Source organism: Aeromonas ichthyocola, assembly GCF_046087985.1.
In the GTDB taxonomy this organism is placed as follows: Bacteria; Pseudomonadota; Gammaproteobacteria; order Enterobacterales; family Aeromonadaceae; genus Aeromonas; species Aeromonas rivipollensis.
This window is the reverse complement of the sequence record NZ_JBJSWH010000009.1, coordinates 18,088-36,954: the sequence shown is the minus strand read 5'-3', so window position 1 is coordinate 36,954 and position 18,867 is coordinate 18,088. Positions and strand designations below refer to the sequence as shown.

Genomic DNA, 18,867 nt, shown 5'->3' with positions numbered 1-18,867 from the left:
TGGCGGCACGCCCCCCGTTCGGGGTGACGTCAATCTCTGCAAAAACCGGGGGCGGCCAGTGCCGCCCCCCTCATCAGCCAGCCTTGCCTTGTTGCTTGGCCCGCATGATGTTGATGATCTCTATGTCGGTGTCCAGCATCCCCTGTTTCGAGAGACGACCCAGGTTCGCTATGGTCTGGTCCACATCGTCGGAGACTATACCCTCGCTCTGGGGCACGTGCAGGTTGTTGATGGCCATCAGCGACGACTTGACCGCCGCCGAGGTGGAGGTGGACACCTTCATGGAGCAGGCGCTGCCGGCGCCGTCGCAGATGATGCCGGAGACGTCGCCAATCATGTTGTTGATGCAGTGGCTGATCTGCTCGAACTGGCCGCCCAGCAGCCAGGTGATGGCGGCGCCCGAGCCCATGGCGGCAGTACTGGCAGCGCACAGGGCCGACAGCTTGTTCTGGTAGGCCTTGATGTAGATGGCCACCAGGTGGCTCATCACCAGTGCCCGGGTCAGCTGCTCGTCATCGGCCTTGAGGAAACGGGCGGCGGCGACCACCGGCATGGTGGCGGCTATGCCCTGGTTGCCCGAGCCCGAGTTGGACATGGCGGGCAGCATGGCGCCGTCCATCCGCGCGTCCGACGCGGCAGAAGAGAGGCGCATGGCCAAGGTCATCAGATCGTCCGAGAGCAGCTTGCGCTCCACCTGCTCGGTGAGGATCTTGCCGATGCGCAGGCCATAGCCCTGCAGCCCCTCATCCGCCAGCGCCTGGTTCATGGTGGCGGCCTCGCGGATGAAGTCGAGCTCGGCCAGTGGCGCCTCCAGGGCGAAGGCCACTATCTCCCGCAGCGTCATGGCGGGCTTGTCGGATTTCGCGGGCTGGATCTGCACACCGGGGGCACTGTCCTGCTCCATCAGCACCTCGCCATCCTTCTCCAGCAGCACTATGCGGGTGTGATCCGTGCAGATCACCACACGGGCGCTGTGACCGTCGGCCTCGGCAAGCACCTCGGCGTAGAGCACATCAGGCACATCCTTCACGTCCACCTTGATGATGGGCAGCAGCGCCTTGGCGGCGTCCACCTGCTCCGGGGTCAGGGTCTTGAGCACCTCCAGCCCCGCATCCGGGTTGCCCCCCGTGATGCCGACGGCGGCGGCGACCGGCAGGCCTATCATGCCGGTGCCGGGTACCCCGACCCCCATGCCATTCTTGAACAGATTGCCGCTGACCCAGACGCTGATGCGGGTCGGATCCTGCCCCAGCAGCTTGCGGCAGTTGGCGGCGGCCAGCGCCACCGACATGGGTTCGGTGCAGCCCAGGGCCGGCACCACTTCACGCTTGAGCAGAGTAATAAAGTCGGTCCATTGTGCTTTCATCTGTGGTTTCTCTGGTTCACTGTGCCGCAGGCATCATATGGGGGTATGGGTTCTATCTGGAGGGCCGCCCGCCGGGCCACCCCGTCCATGTCACTTTATTTGATTCTAGTGGCGCGAGTCTCAAATAAAATTGAGCCCCCTCGCCTTTTGCCGCCATTATGCCTTCCAGCGAGGGCAACGTCACCGGATTGCTGCCCTTCCGCCGGTAGCAGATCTCCCCTCCCGGCCAGGGCCCTTTGCCATCAATGTCTTGCCCGCGCCCCGTGAAAAGCGGGCAATAAAAAAGGAGGCCGAAGCCTCCTCTTGTCTCATCCCATCGACGCTTAGAGCGCCTTCAGGATGGCCTCGACGCTGGCCTTGGCATCGCCAAACAGCATCTGGGTGTTCTCCTTGAAGAACAGCGGGTTCTGGACACCGGCGTAGCCAGTGTTCATGGAGCGCTTGAAGCCGATGACGTTCTGCGCCTTCCACACTTCCAGCACCGGCATGCCGGCGATGGGGCTGCCCGGATCTTCCATGGCGGCCGGGTTGACGGTGTCGTTTGCACCTATCACCAGCACCACGTCGGTATCGCTGAAGTCCTCGTTGATCTCGTCCATTTCCAGAACTATGTCATACGGGACCTTGGCTTCCGCCAGCAGCACGTTCATGTGACCAGGCAGACGACCGGCAACCGGGTGGATACCGAAGCGCACCTTGACGCCGCGCTCGCGCAGCTTGTGGGTGATCTCGGCAACCGGGTACTGGGCCTGCGCCACCGCCATGCCGTAGCCCGGGGTGATGATGACGGAGCTGGCGTTCTTCAGCATGTCGGCCACATCTTCGGCGTTGGTCTCGCGGTATTCGCCCATCTCCTGATCGGCCGTGGAGGCCACACCGTCGGAGCCGAAGCCACCGGCGATGACGGAGATGAAGGAGCGGTTCATCGCCTTACACATGATGTAAGAGAGGATGGCACCGGAGGAACCCACCAGGGCACCCACCACGATCAGCAGGTCGTTGGAGAGCATGAAGCCCGCCGCCGCCGCCGCCCAACCTGAGTAGGAGTTCAGCATGGAGACCACCACCGGCATGTCGGCGCCGCCGATGGAGGCCACCAGGTGCCAGCCGAAGGCGAAGGCGATCAGGGTCATCACCAGCAGGGCGAAGGTGGAGCCACCGGCGTTGACGAAGTGGATCATCAGCGCCAGCGAAACCACCACGGCCAGCAGGTTCAGCTTGTGACGATGGGGCAGTTGCAGCGGCTTGGAAGAGATGAGGCCACGCAGCTTGCCGAACGCCACTACTGAACCGGTGAAGGTCACGGCACCGATGAAGACGCCCAGGAAGACTTCCACCAGGTGGATGTTCAGCATGGCGCCGGAGAGGTGCTCGACCTGGGCGACGCTGGCCGCCTGCTCGAACGCCGCCCGGGCAGCAGCCAGGGTCGCATCCAGGTTGGAGCCGACGGAGACGACTACCTCAGCGGGTGCGGAGGGGTGCAAGTCGATGAAGCTGTTGAAGCCCACCAGCACCGCCGCCATGCCCACGAAGCTGTGCAGCACGGCCACCAGCTCGGGCATCTCTGTCATCTCGACCTTGAGCGCCAGGCGCACGCCGATGGCGCCGCCGATGACCATGGCCAGGACTATCCAGTGCACGCCACTGGTTTCCGGGTTGAATACGGTGGCGAGCAGGGCGATGGCCATCCCCGCGATACCGAACAGGTTGCCATGCTTGGCCGTTTCTTGCTTCGACAGTCCCGCGAGACTGAGGATGAAGAGCACGGCGGCAACGATATAGGATGCTGTTACCAGTCCTTGAGACACGTTAAACCCCCTTAATCCTTACGGAACATCTTCAGCATGCGCTGAGTGACGGTGAAGCCACCGAAGATGTTGATACTGGCAATCAGCACGGCGATAAAGGCCAATACGGTGACCAGGGTCGACCCTTGCCCAATCTGCAGCAGGGCACCGACCACGATAATGCCGGAGATGGCATTGGTGACCGACATCAGCGGCGTGTGCAGGGCGTGAGAGACGTTCCACACCACGTAGTAACCGACCACGCAGGCCAGGATGAAGACGGTGAAGTGGGAGAGGAAGGCGGCAGGTGCCACCGCAGCCACCCAACCGAAGGCGGCGATGCCGAGGGCACCGAACACGAACTTCTTGTTGGACGGTTTCTTCTCTTCGGCCTTCTTCGGCGCAACCTTGGCGGCCGGCTTCTGCGGCGCGGCAGAGACGGAGATGGCGGGGGGCGGGAAGGTCACTTCACCGGCCTGGATCACCGTCATGTTGCGCTGAACCACGTCTTCGAAGTCGATGGCGACGTTGCCGTCCTTCTCCTTGCACATCAGCTTCATCAGGTTGACCAGGTTGGTACCGTAGAGCTGGGAGGATTGGGCGGGCAGACGACCCGGCAGATCGGTGTAACCTATCACCTTGACGCCGTTCGGGGTGACGAACAGCTCGGTCGGCTTGGTGTACTCGCAGTTGCCGCCGGTGGCGGCAGCCAGATCCACGATGACGGAACCCGGCTTCATGCTGTCGACCATCTCCTTGGTGATCAGCTTGGGTGCCGGACGACCGGGGATCAGGGCCGTGGTGATGATGATGTCCACTTCCTTGGCCTGCTGGGCAAACAGCTCCATCTCGGCCTTGATGAACTCATCGGACATGACCTTGGCATAACCGTCGCTGGAGGCACCGTCCTCGCTACCGAAGTCCAGCTTGAGGAATTCACCCCCCATGGATTCGATCTGCTCGGCGACTTCCAGACGGGTGTCGAATGCACGCACTATGGCACCGAGGGAACCGGCGGTCCCGATGGCGGCCAGACCGGCCACACCGGCACCTATCACCAATACCTTGGCGGGCGGTACCTTGCCGGCGGCGGTGATCTGACCGGTGAAGAAGCGACCGAACTGGTGGGCGGCTTCGACCACGGCGCGATAGCCGCCTATGTTGGCCATGGAGGAGAGGGCATCGAGGGACTGGGCACGGGAGATCCGCGGCACCATGTCCATCGCCATCACATTGATGTTGCGCTCGGACAGCTTCTTGACCAGCTCGGGGTTCTGGGCAGGCCAGATGAAGCTCACCAGGGTGGCACCATCCTTAATTTGTGCGATCTCGGCATCGGTCGGCGCGTTGACCTTGAAGATAAGGTCGGCTTGCCAGACGCTCGGCACCACGCTGGCACCGGCAGCCTCGAAGGCGGCATCATCGAAGCTGGCCAGCTGGCCGGCACCGGCCTCGATGGCGACCTCGAAGCCGAGCTTTTTCAGCTGCTCGACGGTGGCCGGGGTCGCTGCGACCCGGGTCTCACCGGCGAGACTCTCTCTCGGTATTCCAATCTGCATGACTATTCCCTGATGGTTAATAAACAATCATTGCCCAGTCTCTCATGTCTGAGGGGACAAGGCATGATCAAAGTGCAGGTCACGGGCCCTTTGTTATGAAAATCAGCAGGCTTTACCTCAACCTCCTGTCATGGTCAGGCCCCCGCTTTTCAGGCGCGAAGGTGATTAGTATCAAATTTTGGAGTTTTATTACAACCACGACCCCGAGCGGGCGGGTACAGAATTCAGCCCATCCCGGACCATGATTAAAAAAAACAAACCAAATTAGGGGCTTATACCAGCAAAATACGCTGAAAAAAGTGATCCAACCAGTCAAAAAAAATGTTTTGCCGAGCCTCTACCTTAGCGTTTTTTGTTCTTATGAAATCTGCCGTTGGCTCATCTGATGAGATGAAAGGGGAAAAAGTAACCGTTTTGTAACGACTCGGGGCCGCGCCGCCGCCATAAGGCGGGAGCGGGCCCCCTGATTCAACCCCGGACAAGGCCGGAGCTGGTCTCTCGCCTCTTACCAGGCGGCTTCATAAATATGCCGGCTCTGCACCAGGTCGATGTCGCCGTGTTCCCCGAGCGCCGTCATGCCGTGCTCTTCGAGCTTGGCCAGCAGGGTGTCGATATTGGCATCGGCCAGGCCGTAGTCCCGCAGCCGGGTCTTGACCCCCATCCGCTCGAAGAAATCGCGGGTGGCTTTGATGGCGCCGTCGATGCGCTCTTCTTCGCTGCCACTGCGCAGATCCCAGACCCGCTCGGCGTATTGCAGCAGTTTGGCGCGCTTCTGTTCACGCTTGGCTTGCAGCAGGGCGGGCAGCACCACCGCCAGGGTCTGGGCGTGGTCGAGGCCGTGCAGGGCTGTCAGCTCGTGGCCCAGCATGTGGGTGGCCCAGTCCTGGGGCACACCGGCTCCGATCAGGCCGTTGAGCGCCATGGTGGCGCTCCACATGATGTTGGCGCGCACCTCGTAATTTTCCGGCTCCACCAGCGCCTTGGGGCCCTCTTCAGCCAGGGTCAGCAGCAGGCCTTCGGCGAAGCGATCCTGCACCTTGGCGTTGACCGGGTAGGTGAGGTACTGCTCCAGGGTGTGGATGAAGGCATCCACCACGCCGTTCGCCACCTGGCGGGCCGGCAGTGTATAGGTGAGCACGGGATCCAGCACGGCGAAGCGCGGCATCACGAACGGGGAGAAGAAGTGCTGCTTGTCGCCGCTGCTCCTGCGGGTGATGACGGCCCCCATGTTCATCTCGGAGCCGGTGGCCGGCAGGGTCAGCACGGCGCCCAGGGGAATGGCGGAAGCCACCTCGCCACCGACGGTCTCGAGGATGTGCCAGGGCTCCTTGGCCAGATCGTAGTGAGCGGCCGCGGCGATGAACTTGGTGCCATCGAGCACCGAGCCGCCGCCGACGGCGAGCAGGAAGTCGATCTTCTCGGCACGGGCCAGCTCGACCGCCCCCATCAGGGTCTCGTAAGCCGGGTTGGGCTCTATGCCGCCGAACTCGAACAGGGTCAGGCCCGCCAGCTCGCTGCGGATCTGCGCCAGCAGGCCGCTACGCACCACGCTGCCGCCACCGTAGGTGATGAGGACACGGGCGTCGGCCGGGATCTGGCCGCGCAGCTGGGCCACCTGGCCCTTGCCGAACAGCACCTTGGTGGGGGTATGGAGAGTAAAGTTGTTCATCGACATTGCCTTCTTCTGATAGTCCGGCGGCCTGGCCGCAAAATGTTGATTGCATTTTTCTACAGGAAACCTCTACCATCAAGGCAACATTCTGCACATTACTTGCCTATTTCTACAAATCATCAGAATCCACCCGGAGCGACCATGTCCAACCGTTACGCCGATCTCGCCGCCAGGCTGGCCCGCCACGTCACCACCCCGGGCATCACCCCCTCCCCGGTGGATCAGGTGAACCTTATCTACACCACCGAGTATCACGGCCGCACGCCCGTGCTCTACCAGCCCCGGATGATCGTCATACTGCAGGGACACAAGGTGGGCTATCTGGCGGATCAGGTGTTTCGCTACGACCCCAGCCACTACCTGCTGATGACACTGCCGCTGCCCTGCGAGTGCGAGTGCTTCGCCTCCCCCGAGCAGCCCCTCATCGGCTTCTCCCTGGAGATCAACGTCGCCACCCTGCAGGAACTGCTGCTGGAACTGGGGGATGCCCTGCCCGCCCCGGCGGTGCAAAAGAGCGGCGTGCACTCTGTCCCCCTGTCCGAAGAAATGTTCTGTGCCGCCGAGCGATTGATCGATCTGATGGACAAGCCCCACCACGCCCGGGTGCTGGGGCCGCAGACGGTGCGGGAGATGCTGTTCTACGCCCTGCACGAGGGGGGCGGCCCGGCGCTGCAGGCGCTGGCCAATCGTCACAACCATGTGGGCCAGATAGCCCGGGTGCTGCGTATGATAGAGGCGCGCTACGCCGACACCCTGACCATGGAGGAGCTGGCCCGGGAGGTGAACATGAGCGTCTCCGCCTTCCACCACCACTTCAAGGCGGTCACCGCCACCTCGCCCCTGCAGTACATCAAGTCGTTTCGCCTGCACAAGGCGCGCATGATGATGCTGCACGACGGCATCAAGGCGGGGGCGGCGGCGGCCAAGGTAGGCTACGAGAGCAACTCCCAGTTCAGCCGGGAGTACAAGCGCTTCTTCGGCAGCACGCCGACGGATCAGGCCTCCCGCTTCCGGGAAGGCCAGTTGCACATCATCGAAGGCTAAAAGAGAGGGATCCCCCATGCGTTCACTGCTTTGTCTGCTCACCGCCTGGCTACTGACAGCCTGCACCGGCCTCGCCGACGGCATCCGCCCCGTCACCGGCTTCCAGCTCGACCGCTACCTCGGTACCTGGTACGAAATCGCCCGTCTCGACCACAGCTTCGAGCGGGGGCTGGAGCGGGTGAGCGCCACCTACAGCCTGCGTGACGATGGCGGCGTCAAGGTGCTCAACCGCGGCCTGCAGAGCGATGGCAGCTGGCGCGAGGCCGAGGGCAAAGCCTACTTCGTCGGTAGTCCTGACGAGGCGCGGCTCAAGGTGAGCTTCTTCGGCCCCTTCTACGGCGGCTACAACGTCATCGATCTGGACCCCGACTACCAGCTCTCCCTGGTGACCAGCTACAACCACGACTATCTGTGGATCCTCTCCCGCTCCCCCCAGCCGCCCAAGGCCAAGGTGGATGCGCTGATCGCCAAGGCCAGGGGGCTGGGCTTTGCCACCGACCAGCTTATCTGGGTCAGCCAGGATCCGGCCGGGAACACACCTTGAAGATCTTCCAGGCCACCCCGCCGGACATTCCCCGGGTCGTCCCCCTGATGCTGAGCACAGCCACCGACAATCAGGGTGCCCAGGCCCTCGATGAGGGACGCGGCGACCAGCGGGGCATCGAGTTCTACGGCTAGATCAAGCCGCTCTGACCCTCTGGCCGGGCCGGTTGCAAGCCCTGGCCCCGGCATTATTCAGCCGGTGCATGGTGAAACAATATCCATACACAGCATGAATAAAGGCGACCCAGGGGTCGCCTTTGTCACATCAGGGTCTGCCCCTAGAGCCGGAAGCGGCCTATCTCCTGCTCCAGCCGTTCGGTCAGGGACTTGAGCTCGGCGGCCTGGGCGGCCTCCTCCTTCGCCTGCGCCGCCAGCGTCTGGGAGACATGGCGGATGTTCTCGGTGTTGCGGCTGATCTCGCCGGTGACCGAGGTCTGCTCCTCCGCCGCCGCCGCTATCTGGGTCGCCATGTCGCTGATGGCGCCTATGGCCTCGTTGATCCGCGCCAGGCTCTGGTTGGCGGCCTCCGCATCCTCCACGCTGGTGCCCGCCAGCTGACGGCTGGTCTCCATGCCCCCCACGGCGCGGCGCGTGGTCTGCTGCAGCGCCTCTATCATCTGCTGGATCTCGGCGGTGGAGTCGTGGGTGCGGCGCGACAGCACCCGCACCTCGTCCGCCACCACGGCGAAGCCGCGTCCCTGCTCCCCGGCCCGGGCCGCCTCGATGGCGGCGTTCAGTGCCAGCAGGTTGGTCTGCTCGGCGATGCCGCTGATGGTGGCCAGGATGCCGCTGATCTTCTGGGCATGACCATCCAGCTCATGAATGGTCTGGCTGGCGTCGGCCACCTCCCCTGCCAGGCCGCTGATGCTGCGCTGGCTCTGGCCGACCTGGGACTGACCGGCCACGGCCAGCCTGACCGCATCACCTGAGGTGGTGGCGGCAAACTCGGCGTTGCCGGCGATCTCCTGGGTGGCGGACGCCATCTCGGTCACCGCGGTGGCCACCATGACGATCTCGTCCTGCTGCTCGCGCACCCGCTGGCTGCGAGCCTCTGCCCCCGCCGCCTGGGTCCGCGACTGGGCCGCCAGTTCGACGGTGACGTCCCGCAACCGGCTGACGATGCCGTGCAGCCGGGCCACGAACAGGTTGAAGTTCTGGGCCAGCAGCCCCACCTCGTCCTTGCTGTGGGCCGCGATCTGCACCGTGAGATCCCCCTCGCCGTGGGCTATGTCGGCCAGCGCCTTGGAGACCCGGCCGAGATCGGCAAAGAGGTAGTTGAACATGGCGATGAGCAGGGCGCTGAACACCAGCAGCAGCACCAGGGTCAGCCCCACCAGCTGCCACAGCAGGCTGGCGAAGGGCGCCTCCAGCACGTCCTTGTACATCACCATGGCGAGCAGCCAATCGGTGCCTGGCACCCCCTGCACCGACAGCAGCACCTCACGCCCCGCTATGGTAGCGATGTGCAGCTCGCCGTCCCGGCTCCAGCCCTCCAGAGTCGTCCCCGTGAGGCCGGGGGCCAGCTCGGCTACCTGCTTGAGGGCCAGCTCCTTCTGCGGGTGGCCGACGATGAGGCCGGAGCTGTCGAGCAGCATGGCGTAGCCCTCCCCCTGCACCTTCATGGCCAGCACCTCGTCGATCAGGGCATCCAGGGAGAGATCAGCCCCCGCCACCCCGATCACCTGACCCTGATGACTCACCGGCTCCGCCAGGGTCACCACCATCTGCTGCATGGTCACGCTGACGTAGGGCGGGGTGACGATCAGCTTGCCCGCCTTGCTGGCGCTCTGATACCAGGGGCGCACCCGGGGATCGTAGTTGGCGGTGTTGAGGGAGGGATCGTGGCGGGTCATGGCCCCTTGTGCCGAGCCGAAATAGGTGAGGCCGAAGCCGCCGGAGGTGCGGGTCTGCAGCAGGTGCGGCACCAGGGTCGCCTCGGGATTGTCGGCAATGACGGCGGCCAGGGCATCGACCGCGTGCCTGCGATCCGCCATCCAGTTGCCGATGGCCACAGAGTGGGCGTGACCATAGTTGACCGCCTCGCTCTGGATGGCGCTCAGGGTCCGTGATTTGAGGGTGTGGAAGGCGACTATGCCGAGCAGGGCAGCCATCAGCAGCACTACCCCCAGGCTGGTCGCGAGCAGCTTGCCGCGCAACGAGAGTGTCATGACTACAAATCCTTGTGGTGACGGGAGGCCAGGAATACCCCCATATTGGTAGGTGATATCGGCGGCAGCCCCACTGGACTTTAGTGAATCCTTTTAATTTCTTCTTTATCAACAGCTGAAGATGCTGTGCATGTCGCCGCGACCTCAGCCGCCGGGCACCAAGATCCAGAGGCCGCCCGCAGGCGGCACCAGTGTCAGCAACGACATGGCGCCAGGGCGACCAGCGAGGGTGAGCGAACCCAAGGGGCGGATCGGCAAGGACAAGAGAAGTGAGTCGCGCGGAGCGCGTCAGGGATCGCCGGCGAGCGGCGCAGCAGAAAGGCTCAGGGATCGCAGAAATGCGAAAGGCCAGCTCAATGAGCTGGCCTTTCTGAAAATGGCAGGGGCGGCAGGACTCGAACCCGCAACCATCGGTTTTGGAGACCGCTGTTCTACCAATTGGAACTACGCCCCTGCAACAAACGAGGCGAATTATACAAAGCCGGGATCAAAGGTAAAGGCTTTTTTTCTCACTTTCGATGCGATCGAACAATTCACGAGCAAATCGCGGCAATTCCCGCAACCAGCCGGGGTAACTTGCTGTATTTGCAGTCCCGCCGGGGTAGGAATGGGGCATAAATGGGGGTAGGGTGAAACCAGCTACAGGGAGGTCGTTCATGCTCAATTACCGCCTGCTTCAACAACTTGCGCCCCTCAACTTCCGGGATGAGCGCAAAACCGAGTCCCTGCCAGACTATCTCGAGCGGGTCTCTCCCCTGGTGCCTTTCATTCCCCAAAATGTGCTGACGCAATGGATTTACCGCCATTGGCGCGGTTTTGAGTCCAACTGGAGCTTTATCGACCTCGCCCGCCACCACTTCGAGTGCGAAGCCTGGGACACGGCCAAGGTCGTGAGCCAGATAGGCTCCCGCCACATGGAGGTGATCGAGCGCTGGGGCGAGATGCTGCGCAGCAACCGCTATGTGCGCCGCTCCTGGCTCGGCGAGGACATGCTGAGCCGGGGCACCTGGTCAGAGCCCATCATAGTGCTCGCCCCCGAGCCCGGCGGCCACTATCCGGACGGCCAACCCCTGCCGCAGCCATATTGTCTGCTGGAGGGGCACCACAGGCTCGGCTATCTGCGCAGCATGGCCGAAGATGACCTGTCGTTGCAGAGTGAGCACCAGGTCTGGATTTGTCGACCCGTTCGTGACACTCAAACGTTTTTACCGGCAAATCCCTGCCTCTGAAATAAATTTTTGACAATTCAAAAACCAGCCCTATAATCTGTCCGGTTTTGAAAAAGGTCGGGACAGGACGATGCCGTTTTTGATGAAAAAAGCAGCCTTGCAGACGGGTGGAGCGCACCAGAGCGGCCCCGTTGTTTCCGGTTTCCGACCCACAGATCCCCAGTTATTTTTAAAAAGAGCCCCTGTTTCAGGGGCTTTTTTTTGTGCCAGAAAAACCTTCATTGATGTCAAAGGGAATGCAGACGATGACCAATCCACTCTATAACAAACACGTCATCTCCATCTCGGACCTGACCCGGTCCGACATGGAACTGGTGGTCGCCACCGCTCAGCGGTTGAAGGCCGAACCCGACACCCGCCTGCTGAAAGACAAGCTGGTCGCCAGCTGCTTCTTCGAGGCCTCCACCCGCACCCGTCTCTCCTTCGAGACCGCGGTACAGCGCCTCGGCGGCAACATCATCGGCTTCGCCGACGGCGGCAACACCAGCGCCAAGAAGGGCGAGACCCTGGCCGACTCCATCAAGATCATCGGCTCCTATGCCGATGCGGTGGTGATGCGCCACCCGAAAGAGGGCGCCGCCCGTCTGGCCTCCGAGTTCTCCCGGGTGCCTGTCATCAACGGCGGTGACGGCTCCAACCAGCATCCGACCCAGACCCTGCTCGACCTCTTCTCCATTCATGAGACGCAAGGCAAGCTGGACGGCCTCAACGTGGCCTTCGTCGGTGACCTGAAATACGGCCGTACCGTCCACTCCCTGGCCCAGGCCCTGAGCCTGTTCAACTGCCGCTTCTTCTTCATCTCACCGGAAGCCCTGGCGATGCCGGACTACCTCTGCGAAGAGCTGGAGGAGAAGGGCATTCAGTTCAGCGTCCACGAGACCATGGAAGAGGTGATGCCGGAGCTCGACATCCTCTACATGACCCGAGTTCAGAAAGAGCGCTTCGACGAGACCGAATACAAGCACATGGCCGCCAAGTTCGTGCTGGAGCTGGCGACCCTGGAAGGGGCCAAACCCACCATGAAGATCCTGCATCCCCTGCCCCGGGTCGACGAGATCGAGGTCGCCGTCGACAAGACCCCCCACGCCTACTACTTCCAGCAGGCGGAAAACGGGGTCTATGCACGCCAGGCGCTGCTGGCACTGGTACTGAACGAAACCGTCTAAGGGAAAAGGGGAACATCATGTCCGAGAAGAACCAACTGCAAGTCGAAGCCATCCGTCACGGCTCCGTCATCGACCACGTCCCCGCCGGCCAGGGCATCAAGATCCTCAAGCTGTTCCAGCTGATCGAGACCCAGGAGCGGATCACCGTCGGCTTCAACCTCAAATCCGGCGCCCTGGGCAAGAAGGATCTCATCAAGATCGAGAACACCCGCCTGACCGAGCAGCAGGCGAACCAGCTGGCGCTGTTTGCCCCGGCCGCGACCGTCAACATCATCGAAGACTTCGCCGTGGTGAAGAAGCACCAGCTGAAGCTGCCGGAGTTCATCGCCGGGGTATTCCACTGCCCCAACTCCAACTGCATCTCCCACAACGAGCCGGTGGACAGCTACTTCCGGGTGCGCGAAGTGAAGGGCGCGGTGCGCATGAAGTGCAAATACTGCGAGAAATCCTTCACCCAGGACATCGTCAGCGAGCGCTATTGATACTCTGTCGGGCCCTGCGGGGCCCATTTTTGACCCCTGTCACATCACTTATTCCCCCTTTGGTTATAATTTGCCATCTCGCAACGGCTAGACATCGCTCATCACCTACCGAAATGCTCGTCATCAGTGTTTTTCGCTATGAAAAACAGGCGTGACAGACTGAGCGCCATAGCCATCTGTCATCGTCAAAGGAAGTCGCCATGGTCAAGACCCTCAGTCGCCCACCGGAACAGGAGTCCGACCTGGCCCAGCTCGATGCCTGCCGCCAGATCATCGGCCAGCACTGCTACAGCACCCAGGAAGAGATCCGCCGCGAGCTGGCGGAGCGCGGCTTCGCCGACATCAGCCAGTCCACCATCTCCCGTCTGCTGCGCCGCCTCGGCGTCGCCAAGGCCCAGAATGCCAACGGCAAGAAGGTCTACACGCTAGTGGATGACCAGCTGGAACCCGCCGGCAGCACCCGCTCCGTGCACGACATGGTGCGCGCCGTGGTGCACAACCAGCAGATGGTGCTGGTGCACACCACCCCGGGCGCCGCGACCGTGGTGGCCCGTCTGCTGGATCGCCACGCCGATCCCGAGATCCTGGGGGCCGTCGCCGGCAACGATGTGGTGCTGATAGCCCCGCGCCACATCAGTCGCACCCGCCAGGCCCATGCCGCCGTGGTGCGCACCCTGGAGCAGGCGCGCTAAGCCAGCCCCGAATGCAGCAAGGCGACCCCTGGGTCGCCTTTTTGTTGCCTGCGATCTGCCCGTGCCATCATGCACAGCCATAAAAAAACGGGAGCCCGCAGGCTCCCGTTGCGTCTTGATAGTCATCCCTTATGAGAGCAGGGCCCCCAGGCTCAGGCAGACCACGATCAGCACAGTCAGTATGCCGAGCAGCGGTGCCACCCACTTCAGCCAGCGCACATAGGGCACCTTGGCGATGGCCAGGCCACCCATGACCACGGCTGAGGTCGGGGTCACCAGGTTCACCAGACCGGAGGCGGATTGGTAAGCGGTCACCACCAGCTCGCGGCCCACGTTGGCGAAGTCGGCAAGGGGCGCCATGATCGGCATGGTCAGCACCGCCAGACCGGAAGAGGACGGCACCAGGAAGGAGAGCACCACTTCCAGCACGAACATCACGTTGATGAACACCACAGTGGAGAGGCCGGTCACTATGCCTTCCGCGCTGTTCAAGATGGTGTGGGTGATCATGCCGTTGTCCATCACCACCACTATACCGCGAGCGATGCCAATGATCAGGGCCACGCCGAGCAGGTCGCGGGCACCGTCGATGAAGTTGGAGGTCAGCTCCTCCTCGCTCATGCGGGAGATGAGGCCGACTATGATGGCGGCGGCCAGGAAGACACCGGAGATCTGCGCCATCCACCAGCCGAGCACGGCCACCCCGTAGATCATCACGGCGAAGGCGGCCACGAAGATACCCAGCACTATCTTGCGAGTAAGAGTGAACTCCAGCATCTGGTCGCTCTTGTTGCCGAGGAAGTGGGCACGGTTCTCATCCCACTTGTCGGCCACCAGGGACTTGCTGGGGTCGTTGCGCACCATCTTGGCGTAACGCATCACGTAGGCGACGCACAGCAGCCAGCCGGCCACCAGCATGGCGACCCGCAGCCAGATGCCGTCGGTGAAGGAGATGCCGGCCGCGTTGGCGGCAATCACGGTGGCGAACGGGTTGATGGTGGAGCCCAGCGTCCCTATACCGGCGCCGAGCAACACTGTCGCGGCGGCGACCACGGGGTCGAAGCGGGCGGCCATCATCACCGGCACCAGCAGGGTGTAGAAGGGCAGCGACTCTTCCGCCATGCCGTAGATGGTGCCCCCTGCGGCGAACAGCGCCATCAGGATAGGGATCATCCACTCCTCGCGGCCACGCAGACGATCGGTGACGCGCTCGATACCGGCATCGATGGCGCCAGTCTTGGTCACTATGCCAAGGAAGCCGCCGATGATCAGGATGAAGAGGGAGACGTCGATGGCGCCTGCCTCATAGGTGTCGTGGTTGTAGAGGCCGTCGATGGGTGCCAGCAGCACGTCGACTATCCCCTGGGGATTGGCCTCTACCAGCTTGTAGGTGCCAGCCACCGGCACTTCCTTGCCGAGGGCTTCATTCATTACCATGTCGTATTTGCCGGCCGGCACTATCCAGCTCAGGGCGGCCACCAGGGCGATCAGCACAAACAATATGGTGTAGGCTGACGGGAACTTGAATTTGGTCATGGTCCAGCTTCCTTCTGTGGTGTGGTATCCATGTATCTGCGGGTCGTAGGGTTAGAGGTGTTATGCCGCCGTCACATGGTCGAAAAGCCGGGGGTCACCCCCCGGCACCACTACTGCGACCTTAGTCGCCCAGCGTAGCCACCATCACTGCCTTGATGGTGTGCATCCGGTTTTCGGCCTCGTCGAATACTATGCTGTGCTCGGATTCGAACACGTCCTCGGTCACTTCCAGACCCTTCATGCCATATTTGTCAGCCACTTCCTTGCCCATGGTGGTCTCATCGTTGTGGAACGCCGGCAGGCAGTGCATGAACTTCACATCCGGGTTCTTGGTGGCGTTGATGACGTCCATGTTGATCTGATAGGGGGTCATCAGTTTCACCCGTTGATCCCAGGCTTCTTTCGCTTCACCCATAGAGACCCAGACGTCGGTGTAGAGGAAGTCGGTACCCAGCACGCCCTCTTTCACATCTTCGGTCAGGTGAATGCGCGCACCTGTCTCTTCGGCGATCTGGCGGCACTTGGCGACCAGCTCTTCTTCCGGCCAGAAGGCCTTGGGGGCAACCAGGCGGATGTCCATGCCCATCTTGGCGGCGCCGACCATCAGGGAGTTGCCCATGTTGTTGCGGGCATCACCCAGGTAGGCGAACTTGATCTGATCCAGACGCTTGCCCTTGCCGTGCTCCAGCATGGTCATGAAGTCCGCCAGGATCTGGGTCGGGTGGAATTCGTTGGTCAGGCCGTTCCAGACCGGGACGCCGGCATGGGCACCCAGCTCTTCGACTATCTCCTGGCCGTAGCCACGGTATTCGATGCCGTCATACATGCGGCCCAGCACCCGAGCGGTGTCCTTCATGGACTCCTTGTGACCGATCTGGGAACCGCTTGGGCCAAGGTAGGAGACCTGGGCACCCTGGTCGAAGGCCGCCACTTCAAAGGCGCAGCGGGTACGGGTGGAGGTCTTCTCGAAGATGAGGGCAATATTTTTTCCGCTTAGATGTTTGCGCTCATAGCCACCGTATTTGGCTTTTTTCAGGTCGATGGCCAGATCGATCATGTATTGGATTTCGCGCGGGGTGAAGTCCAGCAGTTTCAGGAAGTTACGGTTACGCAGATTAAAAGCCATGATGAGTTCTCTCTATATTTGTGTCAGACCAATTCGGGCAGTGTTGTTAACTACGCAGTGATTCAACGACTCAAGCATTCACGGTATGGGTGGCGACTATATTGGTGCCGGCCTCCCCCTTGAGGATGGCGAGGCCATCTTCTAGGGAACCGATCCCGACCATGCCGCCGGTTGCCTTGACGAATTCGCAGGAGGCTTCGACCTTGGGCCCCATGGAGCCGGCATCGAACTTGACGCCAGCCAGTTCGGCCGGGCTGGTGACTCGCAGCGGGTGCTGGGTCGGCTTGCCCCAATCCAGGTAGACGGCATCGGCGTCGGTCAGGATCAGCAGGGCATCGGCCTTGATCTGTCTGGCCAGGTAGGCGGCGGACATGTCTTTGTCGATCACCGCTTCGATGCCGGTCAGGCACTGGCCATCCCAGGTCACCGGAATGCCGCCACCACCGGTACAGATGATGAGGTGGCCCTGGGCGATCAGGGTTTCGATGGCGTCGCCTTCGACGATGCGCTGGGGCAGCGGGGACGGCACCACGCGGCGGAAGAACTTGCCGTCGGCCTTGACGCTCCACTGCTTCTCGGCCGCCAGGGCGCGGGCTTCGGCTTCCTCATAGATGGGGCCGATGAACTTGGTCGGATTGGCGAAGGCGGGATCCTTGGGATCGACCTGCACCTGGGTCAGCAGCGCGGTGACGTTGCGACTCGGCATCAGGTTTTTCAGCTCCTGGATCAGCATGTAGCCGATCATGCCCTGGGACTCGGCGCCCAGCACATCCAGGGGATAGGGAGAGACCTGGGTATAGGCGCTGTTCTGCAGAGCCAGCAGGCCGACTTGCGGGCCGTTGCCGTGCACCAGCACCACGTTGTACTCCTCGGCGATCCGGGCGATGGTCTTGGCGGCGGTCGCGATATTCTTGCGCTGAATGTCAGCTTCAAGGGGCTCGCCACGACGGAGCAGGGCATTGCCACCCAGGGCGACGACGACAGTTGGTTTTTTCATAGTGGTTGATCTCGATTCGGGGTCTGTGTGGCGCCAGCCTCTGCCGGCGCCACGCCGTCTTGTCAGATGCCGTCACGTTCCATCGGGCAGCTCATGCAGCGGGCGCCGCCGCGACCACGTCCCAGCTCTTCACCCGGGATGGGCAGCACTGTGATGCCGGCCTTGTCGTACTTCTCGTTGGTGTAGGTGTTGCGCTCATAACCCACCACCACGCCGGGACGCACTGTCAGCACGTTGTTGGCATCGTTCCACTGCTCGCGCTCGGCCTCGAAGCTGTCGCCGCCGGTGGTGATGAGCTTGAGCTGATCCACGCCCAGCGCCTTCTCGATGGCGGTGACGAAGTAGCCCTCTTCCTTGATGTTCATGCCGGTGGCACCGCCCGGAGTCAGACTCCAGCAGTTCACGTCCTTGCGGATGACTTCCGGATAGACGGAGAAGGTGTCTATGTCCATGTGGGTCATGACGGTATCCAGGTGCATGCAGCTGCGGTGTTTCGGCAGTTGCATGGCGATGACCTGTTTGGCCTGACCGTGCTTGAACAGGCCGCGGGCCAGGTGTTCCACCCCTTGCGGCGTGGTGCGCTCGGACATGCCGATGAGCACGGCGCCACGGCCGATGACCAGGACGTCACCCCCTTCGATGGTGGAGTTGTCGTAGTCACGATCCTCGTCACCGAAGTACTTGATGAAGTCCTGACCGGCGAACTGCGGGTGCCAGCGGTAGATGGCCTTCACATGGTTGGTTTCGCGGCGACGGGCGGCCTTGGCCATGGGGTTGATGGAGACGCCACCGTAAACCCAGCAGGAGGTATCACGGGTGAAGAGGTGGTTGGGCAGCGGCTCTATGATGAAGTCAGTCGGAGCGTGCATGCCCACTACCATGTTGACGCCGCTGAAGGGCATCTCTGAGTAGGTCAGGCCACCGGAGAGGATGCGGGCCAGCTCGCGGTGCGGCATGTCAGCCAGGAAGCAGCGCACGTCATTGGCCAGTGCGGTGCCGAGGCGATAGTCGGAGACCTGGTGTTGCAGCAGCCAGGCTTTGGCTTCCGGCACATCCAGGGTTTCGGCCAGCAGGTTGGTCAGCAGGAAGACTTCGACATTCTGATCGCGCAGTACCTGAGCGAATTTGTCGTGCTCCTGACCGGCACGTTCAACGGACAGGACGTCATCGAACAGCAGATCCTGGCAGTTGGAAGGGGTCAGGCGCTTCAGACTGAGGTTGGGGCGGTGCAGCATGACACGGCGCAATTGGCCAACTTCAGAACCTACATAAAATTTGCTCATGATTATATTCCGTCTAGCAGTGGTCCCTGCGAGTGATTGAATAGATTCCTTCTATTCTGGCTCGTGGCTAAGGCGGGATATTCTTTATGTAGGGTACTCGGCTTGTGTTCTATCCTGCCCTTGCCTTTCGTGACAGAGGTTAGGACTAGCAATCACCACAAACTTAGACATTGATCACATTCACTCGAGACTGAATAAAATCAGGAGTTAATTTATG

16 protein-coding genes and 1 tRNA gene are annotated in these 18,867 nt (G+C 62.0%); 7 read left to right on the top strand and 10 right to left on the bottom strand.

The window, feature by feature from the left end:
• Window positions 1-73: 73 nt before the first annotated feature.
• The 4 genes from ACF2JD_RS21065 to yqhD form a co-directional block, all read right to left on the bottom strand.
• Window positions 74-1,366 carry an L-cysteine desulfidase family protein gene (locus ACF2JD_RS21065; protein WP_111910890.1) on the bottom strand — a complete coding sequence of 431 codons (1,293 nt, stop codon included), beginning with the start codon at window positions 1,364-1,366 and terminating at the stop codon, window positions 74-76.
• Window positions 1,367-1,689: 323 nt separating this feature from the next.
• A complete protein-coding gene (pntB, locus tag ACF2JD_RS21060; protein ID WP_106885534.1) occupies window positions 1,690-3,174 on the bottom strand; it encodes a Re/Si-specific NAD(P)(+) transhydrogenase subunit beta in 1,485 nt (494 codons plus the stop codon).
• Between the two features lie 11 nt (window positions 3,175-3,185).
• Window positions 3,186-4,712 carry a Re/Si-specific NAD(P)(+) transhydrogenase subunit alpha gene (pntA, locus tag ACF2JD_RS21055; protein ID WP_106885533.1) on the bottom strand — a complete coding sequence of 509 codons (1,527 nt, stop codon included), beginning with the start codon at window positions 4,710-4,712 and terminating at the stop codon, window positions 3,186-3,188.
• A 505-nt stretch (window positions 4,713-5,217) separates the two neighbouring features.
• The gene (yqhD, locus tag ACF2JD_RS21050; RefSeq protein ID WP_440988130.1) at window positions 5,218-6,381 is read right to left on the bottom strand and encodes an alcohol dehydrogenase; all 1,164 of its coding nucleotides are present in this window, start codon (window positions 6,379-6,381) and stop codon (window positions 5,218-5,220) included.
• Between the two features lie 144 nt (window positions 6,382-6,525).
• On the opposite strand from yqhD, the gene ACF2JD_RS21045 reads away from it, so the two are divergent.
• Genes ACF2JD_RS21045 through ACF2JD_RS21035 form a run of 3 tightly spaced genes read left to right on the top strand, consistent with a single transcriptional unit; the run spans window position 6,526 to window position 8,106 of the window.
• The gene (locus ACF2JD_RS21045) at window positions 6,526-7,428 is read left to right on the top strand and encodes an AraC family transcriptional regulator (protein ID WP_168236007.1); all 903 of its coding nucleotides are present in this window, start codon (window positions 6,526-6,528) and stop codon (window positions 7,426-7,428) included.
• A 16-nt stretch (window positions 7,429-7,444) separates the two neighbouring features.
• Window positions 7,445-7,972: a lipocalin family protein gene (locus ACF2JD_RS21040; protein WP_106885530.1), complete on the top strand. Its 528-nt coding sequence runs from the start codon at window positions 7,445-7,447 to the stop codon at window positions 7,970-7,972.
• Window positions 7,969-8,106, top strand: coding sequence for a hypothetical protein (locus ACF2JD_RS21035; RefSeq protein ID WP_440988129.1), 138 nt, complete (start codon window positions 7,969-7,971; stop codon window positions 8,104-8,106). The genes ACF2JD_RS21040 and ACF2JD_RS21035 overlap by 4 nt, the downstream gene beginning before the upstream one ends.
• 143 nt (window positions 8,107-8,249) lie before the next feature.
• On the opposite strand, the gene ACF2JD_RS21030 is transcribed toward ACF2JD_RS21035, so the two are convergent.
• Both ACF2JD_RS21030 and ACF2JD_RS21025 read right to left on the bottom strand, forming a co-directional pair.
• Entirely contained in the window at window positions 8,250-10,139 is a 1,890-nt protein-coding gene (locus ACF2JD_RS21030; protein ID WP_394293539.1) for a methyl-accepting chemotaxis protein, read from the bottom strand.
• A 377-nt stretch (window positions 10,140-10,516) separates the two neighbouring features.
• A tRNA-Trp gene (locus ACF2JD_RS21025) sits at window positions 10,517-10,593 on the bottom strand.
• Window positions 10,594-10,795: 202 nt separating this feature from the next.
• Between ACF2JD_RS21025 and ACF2JD_RS21020 the strand changes: the two genes are divergently transcribed.
• The 4 genes from ACF2JD_RS21020 to ACF2JD_RS21005 all read left to right on the top strand — a co-directional run bounded on the left by ACF2JD_RS21020 (window position 10,796) and on the right by ACF2JD_RS21005 (window position 13,708).
• Entirely contained in the window at window positions 10,796-11,368 is a 573-nt protein-coding gene (locus ACF2JD_RS21020) for a hypothetical protein (RefSeq protein WP_440988128.1), read from the top strand.
• A gap of 245 nt (window positions 11,369-11,613) precedes the next feature.
• The gene (pyrB, locus tag ACF2JD_RS21015; protein WP_005324450.1) at window positions 11,614-12,534 is read left to right on the top strand and encodes an aspartate carbamoyltransferase; all 921 of its coding nucleotides are present in this window, start codon (window positions 11,614-11,616) and stop codon (window positions 12,532-12,534) included.
• Between the two features lie 17 nt (window positions 12,535-12,551).
• A complete protein-coding gene (gene pyrI, locus ACF2JD_RS21010) occupies window positions 12,552-13,016 on the top strand; it encodes an aspartate carbamoyltransferase regulatory subunit (protein WP_025328662.1) in 465 nt (154 codons plus the stop codon).
• Between the two features lie 200 nt (window positions 13,017-13,216).
• Window positions 13,217-13,708 (top strand): arginine repressor, encoded by a 492-nt coding sequence (locus tag ACF2JD_RS21005; protein WP_005324454.1) that lies wholly within the window; start codon window positions 13,217-13,219, stop codon window positions 13,706-13,708.
• Between the two features lie 129 nt (window positions 13,709-13,837).
• Here ACF2JD_RS21005 and ACF2JD_RS21000 read toward each other — a convergent pair whose 3' ends face one another.
• The 4 genes from ACF2JD_RS21000 to arcA all read right to left on the bottom strand — a co-directional run bounded on the left by ACF2JD_RS21000 (window position 13,838) and on the right by arcA (window position 18,650).
• Window positions 13,838-15,244 (bottom strand): YfcC family protein, encoded by a 1,407-nt coding sequence (locus ACF2JD_RS21000; RefSeq protein WP_025328664.1) that lies wholly within the window; start codon window positions 15,242-15,244, stop codon window positions 13,838-13,840.
• 121 nt (window positions 15,245-15,365) lie between these two features.
• Window positions 15,366-16,370 carry an ornithine carbamoyltransferase gene (argF, locus tag ACF2JD_RS20995; protein WP_171275235.1) on the bottom strand — a complete coding sequence of 335 codons (1,005 nt, stop codon included), beginning with the start codon at window positions 16,368-16,370 and terminating at the stop codon, window positions 15,366-15,368.
• Window positions 16,371-16,440: 70 nt separating this feature from the next.
• Window positions 16,441-17,367 carry a carbamate kinase gene (gene arcC / locus ACF2JD_RS20990; protein ID WP_440988127.1) on the bottom strand — a complete coding sequence of 309 codons (927 nt, stop codon included), beginning with the start codon at window positions 17,365-17,367 and terminating at the stop codon, window positions 16,441-16,443.
• Between the two features lie 62 nt (window positions 17,368-17,429).
• Window positions 17,430-18,650 carry an arginine deiminase gene (gene arcA, locus ACF2JD_RS20985; protein ID WP_106885524.1) on the bottom strand — a complete coding sequence of 407 codons (1,221 nt, stop codon included), beginning with the start codon at window positions 18,648-18,650 and terminating at the stop codon, window positions 17,430-17,432.
• Window positions 18,651-18,867 lie beyond the last annotated feature (217 nt).

What these genes read in the sequence shown, in the direction of transcription:
- ACF2JD_RS21000 (WP_025328664.1), bottom strand. Translation starts at nt 15,244, where the DNA reads ATGACCAAATTCAAGTTCCCGTCAGCCTACACCATATTGTTTGTGCTG.
- ACF2JD_RS21065 (WP_111910890.1), bottom strand. Translation starts at nt 1,366, where the DNA reads ATGAAAGCACAATGGACCGACTTTATTACTCTGCTCAAGCGTGAAGTG.
- ACF2JD_RS21040 (WP_106885530.1), top strand. Translation starts at nt 7,445, where the DNA reads ATGCGTTCACTGCTTTGTCTGCTCACCGCCTGGCTACTGACAGCCTGC.
- argF (WP_171275235.1), bottom strand. Translation starts at nt 16,370, where the DNA reads ATGGCTTTTAATCTGCGTAACCGTAACTTCCTGAAACTGCTGGACTTC.
- pntA (WP_106885533.1), bottom strand. Translation starts at nt 4,712, where the DNA reads ATGCAGATTGGAATACCGAGAGAGAGTCTCGCCGGTGAGACCCGGGTC.
- ACF2JD_RS21045 (WP_168236007.1), top strand. Translation starts at nt 6,526, where the DNA reads ATGTCCAACCGTTACGCCGATCTCGCCGCCAGGCTGGCCCGCCACGTC.
- pyrB (WP_005324450.1), top strand. Translation starts at nt 11,614, where the DNA reads ATGACCAATCCACTCTATAACAAACACGTCATCTCCATCTCGGACCTG.
- yqhD (WP_440988130.1), bottom strand. Translation starts at nt 6,381, where the DNA reads ATGAACAACTTTACTCTCCATACCCCCACCAAGGTGCTGTTCGGCAAG.
- ACF2JD_RS21030 (WP_394293539.1), bottom strand. Translation starts at nt 10,139, where the DNA reads ATGACACTCTCGTTGCGCGGCAAGCTGCTCGCGACCAGCCTGGGGGTA.
- arcA (WP_106885524.1), bottom strand. Translation starts at nt 18,650, where the DNA reads ATGAGCAAATTTTATGTAGGTTCTGAAGTTGGCCAATTGCGCCGTGTC.
- ACF2JD_RS21005 (WP_005324454.1), top strand. Translation starts at nt 13,217, where the DNA reads ATGGTCAAGACCCTCAGTCGCCCACCGGAACAGGAGTCCGACCTGGCC.
- ACF2JD_RS21020 (WP_440988128.1), top strand. Translation starts at nt 10,796, where the DNA reads ATGCTCAATTACCGCCTGCTTCAACAACTTGCGCCCCTCAACTTCCGG.
- arcC (WP_440988127.1), bottom strand. Translation starts at nt 17,367, where the DNA reads ATGAAAAAACCAACTGTCGTCGTCGCCCTGGGTGGCAATGCCCTGCTC.
- pyrI (WP_025328662.1), top strand. Translation starts at nt 12,552, where the DNA reads ATGTCCGAGAAGAACCAACTGCAAGTCGAAGCCATCCGTCACGGCTCC.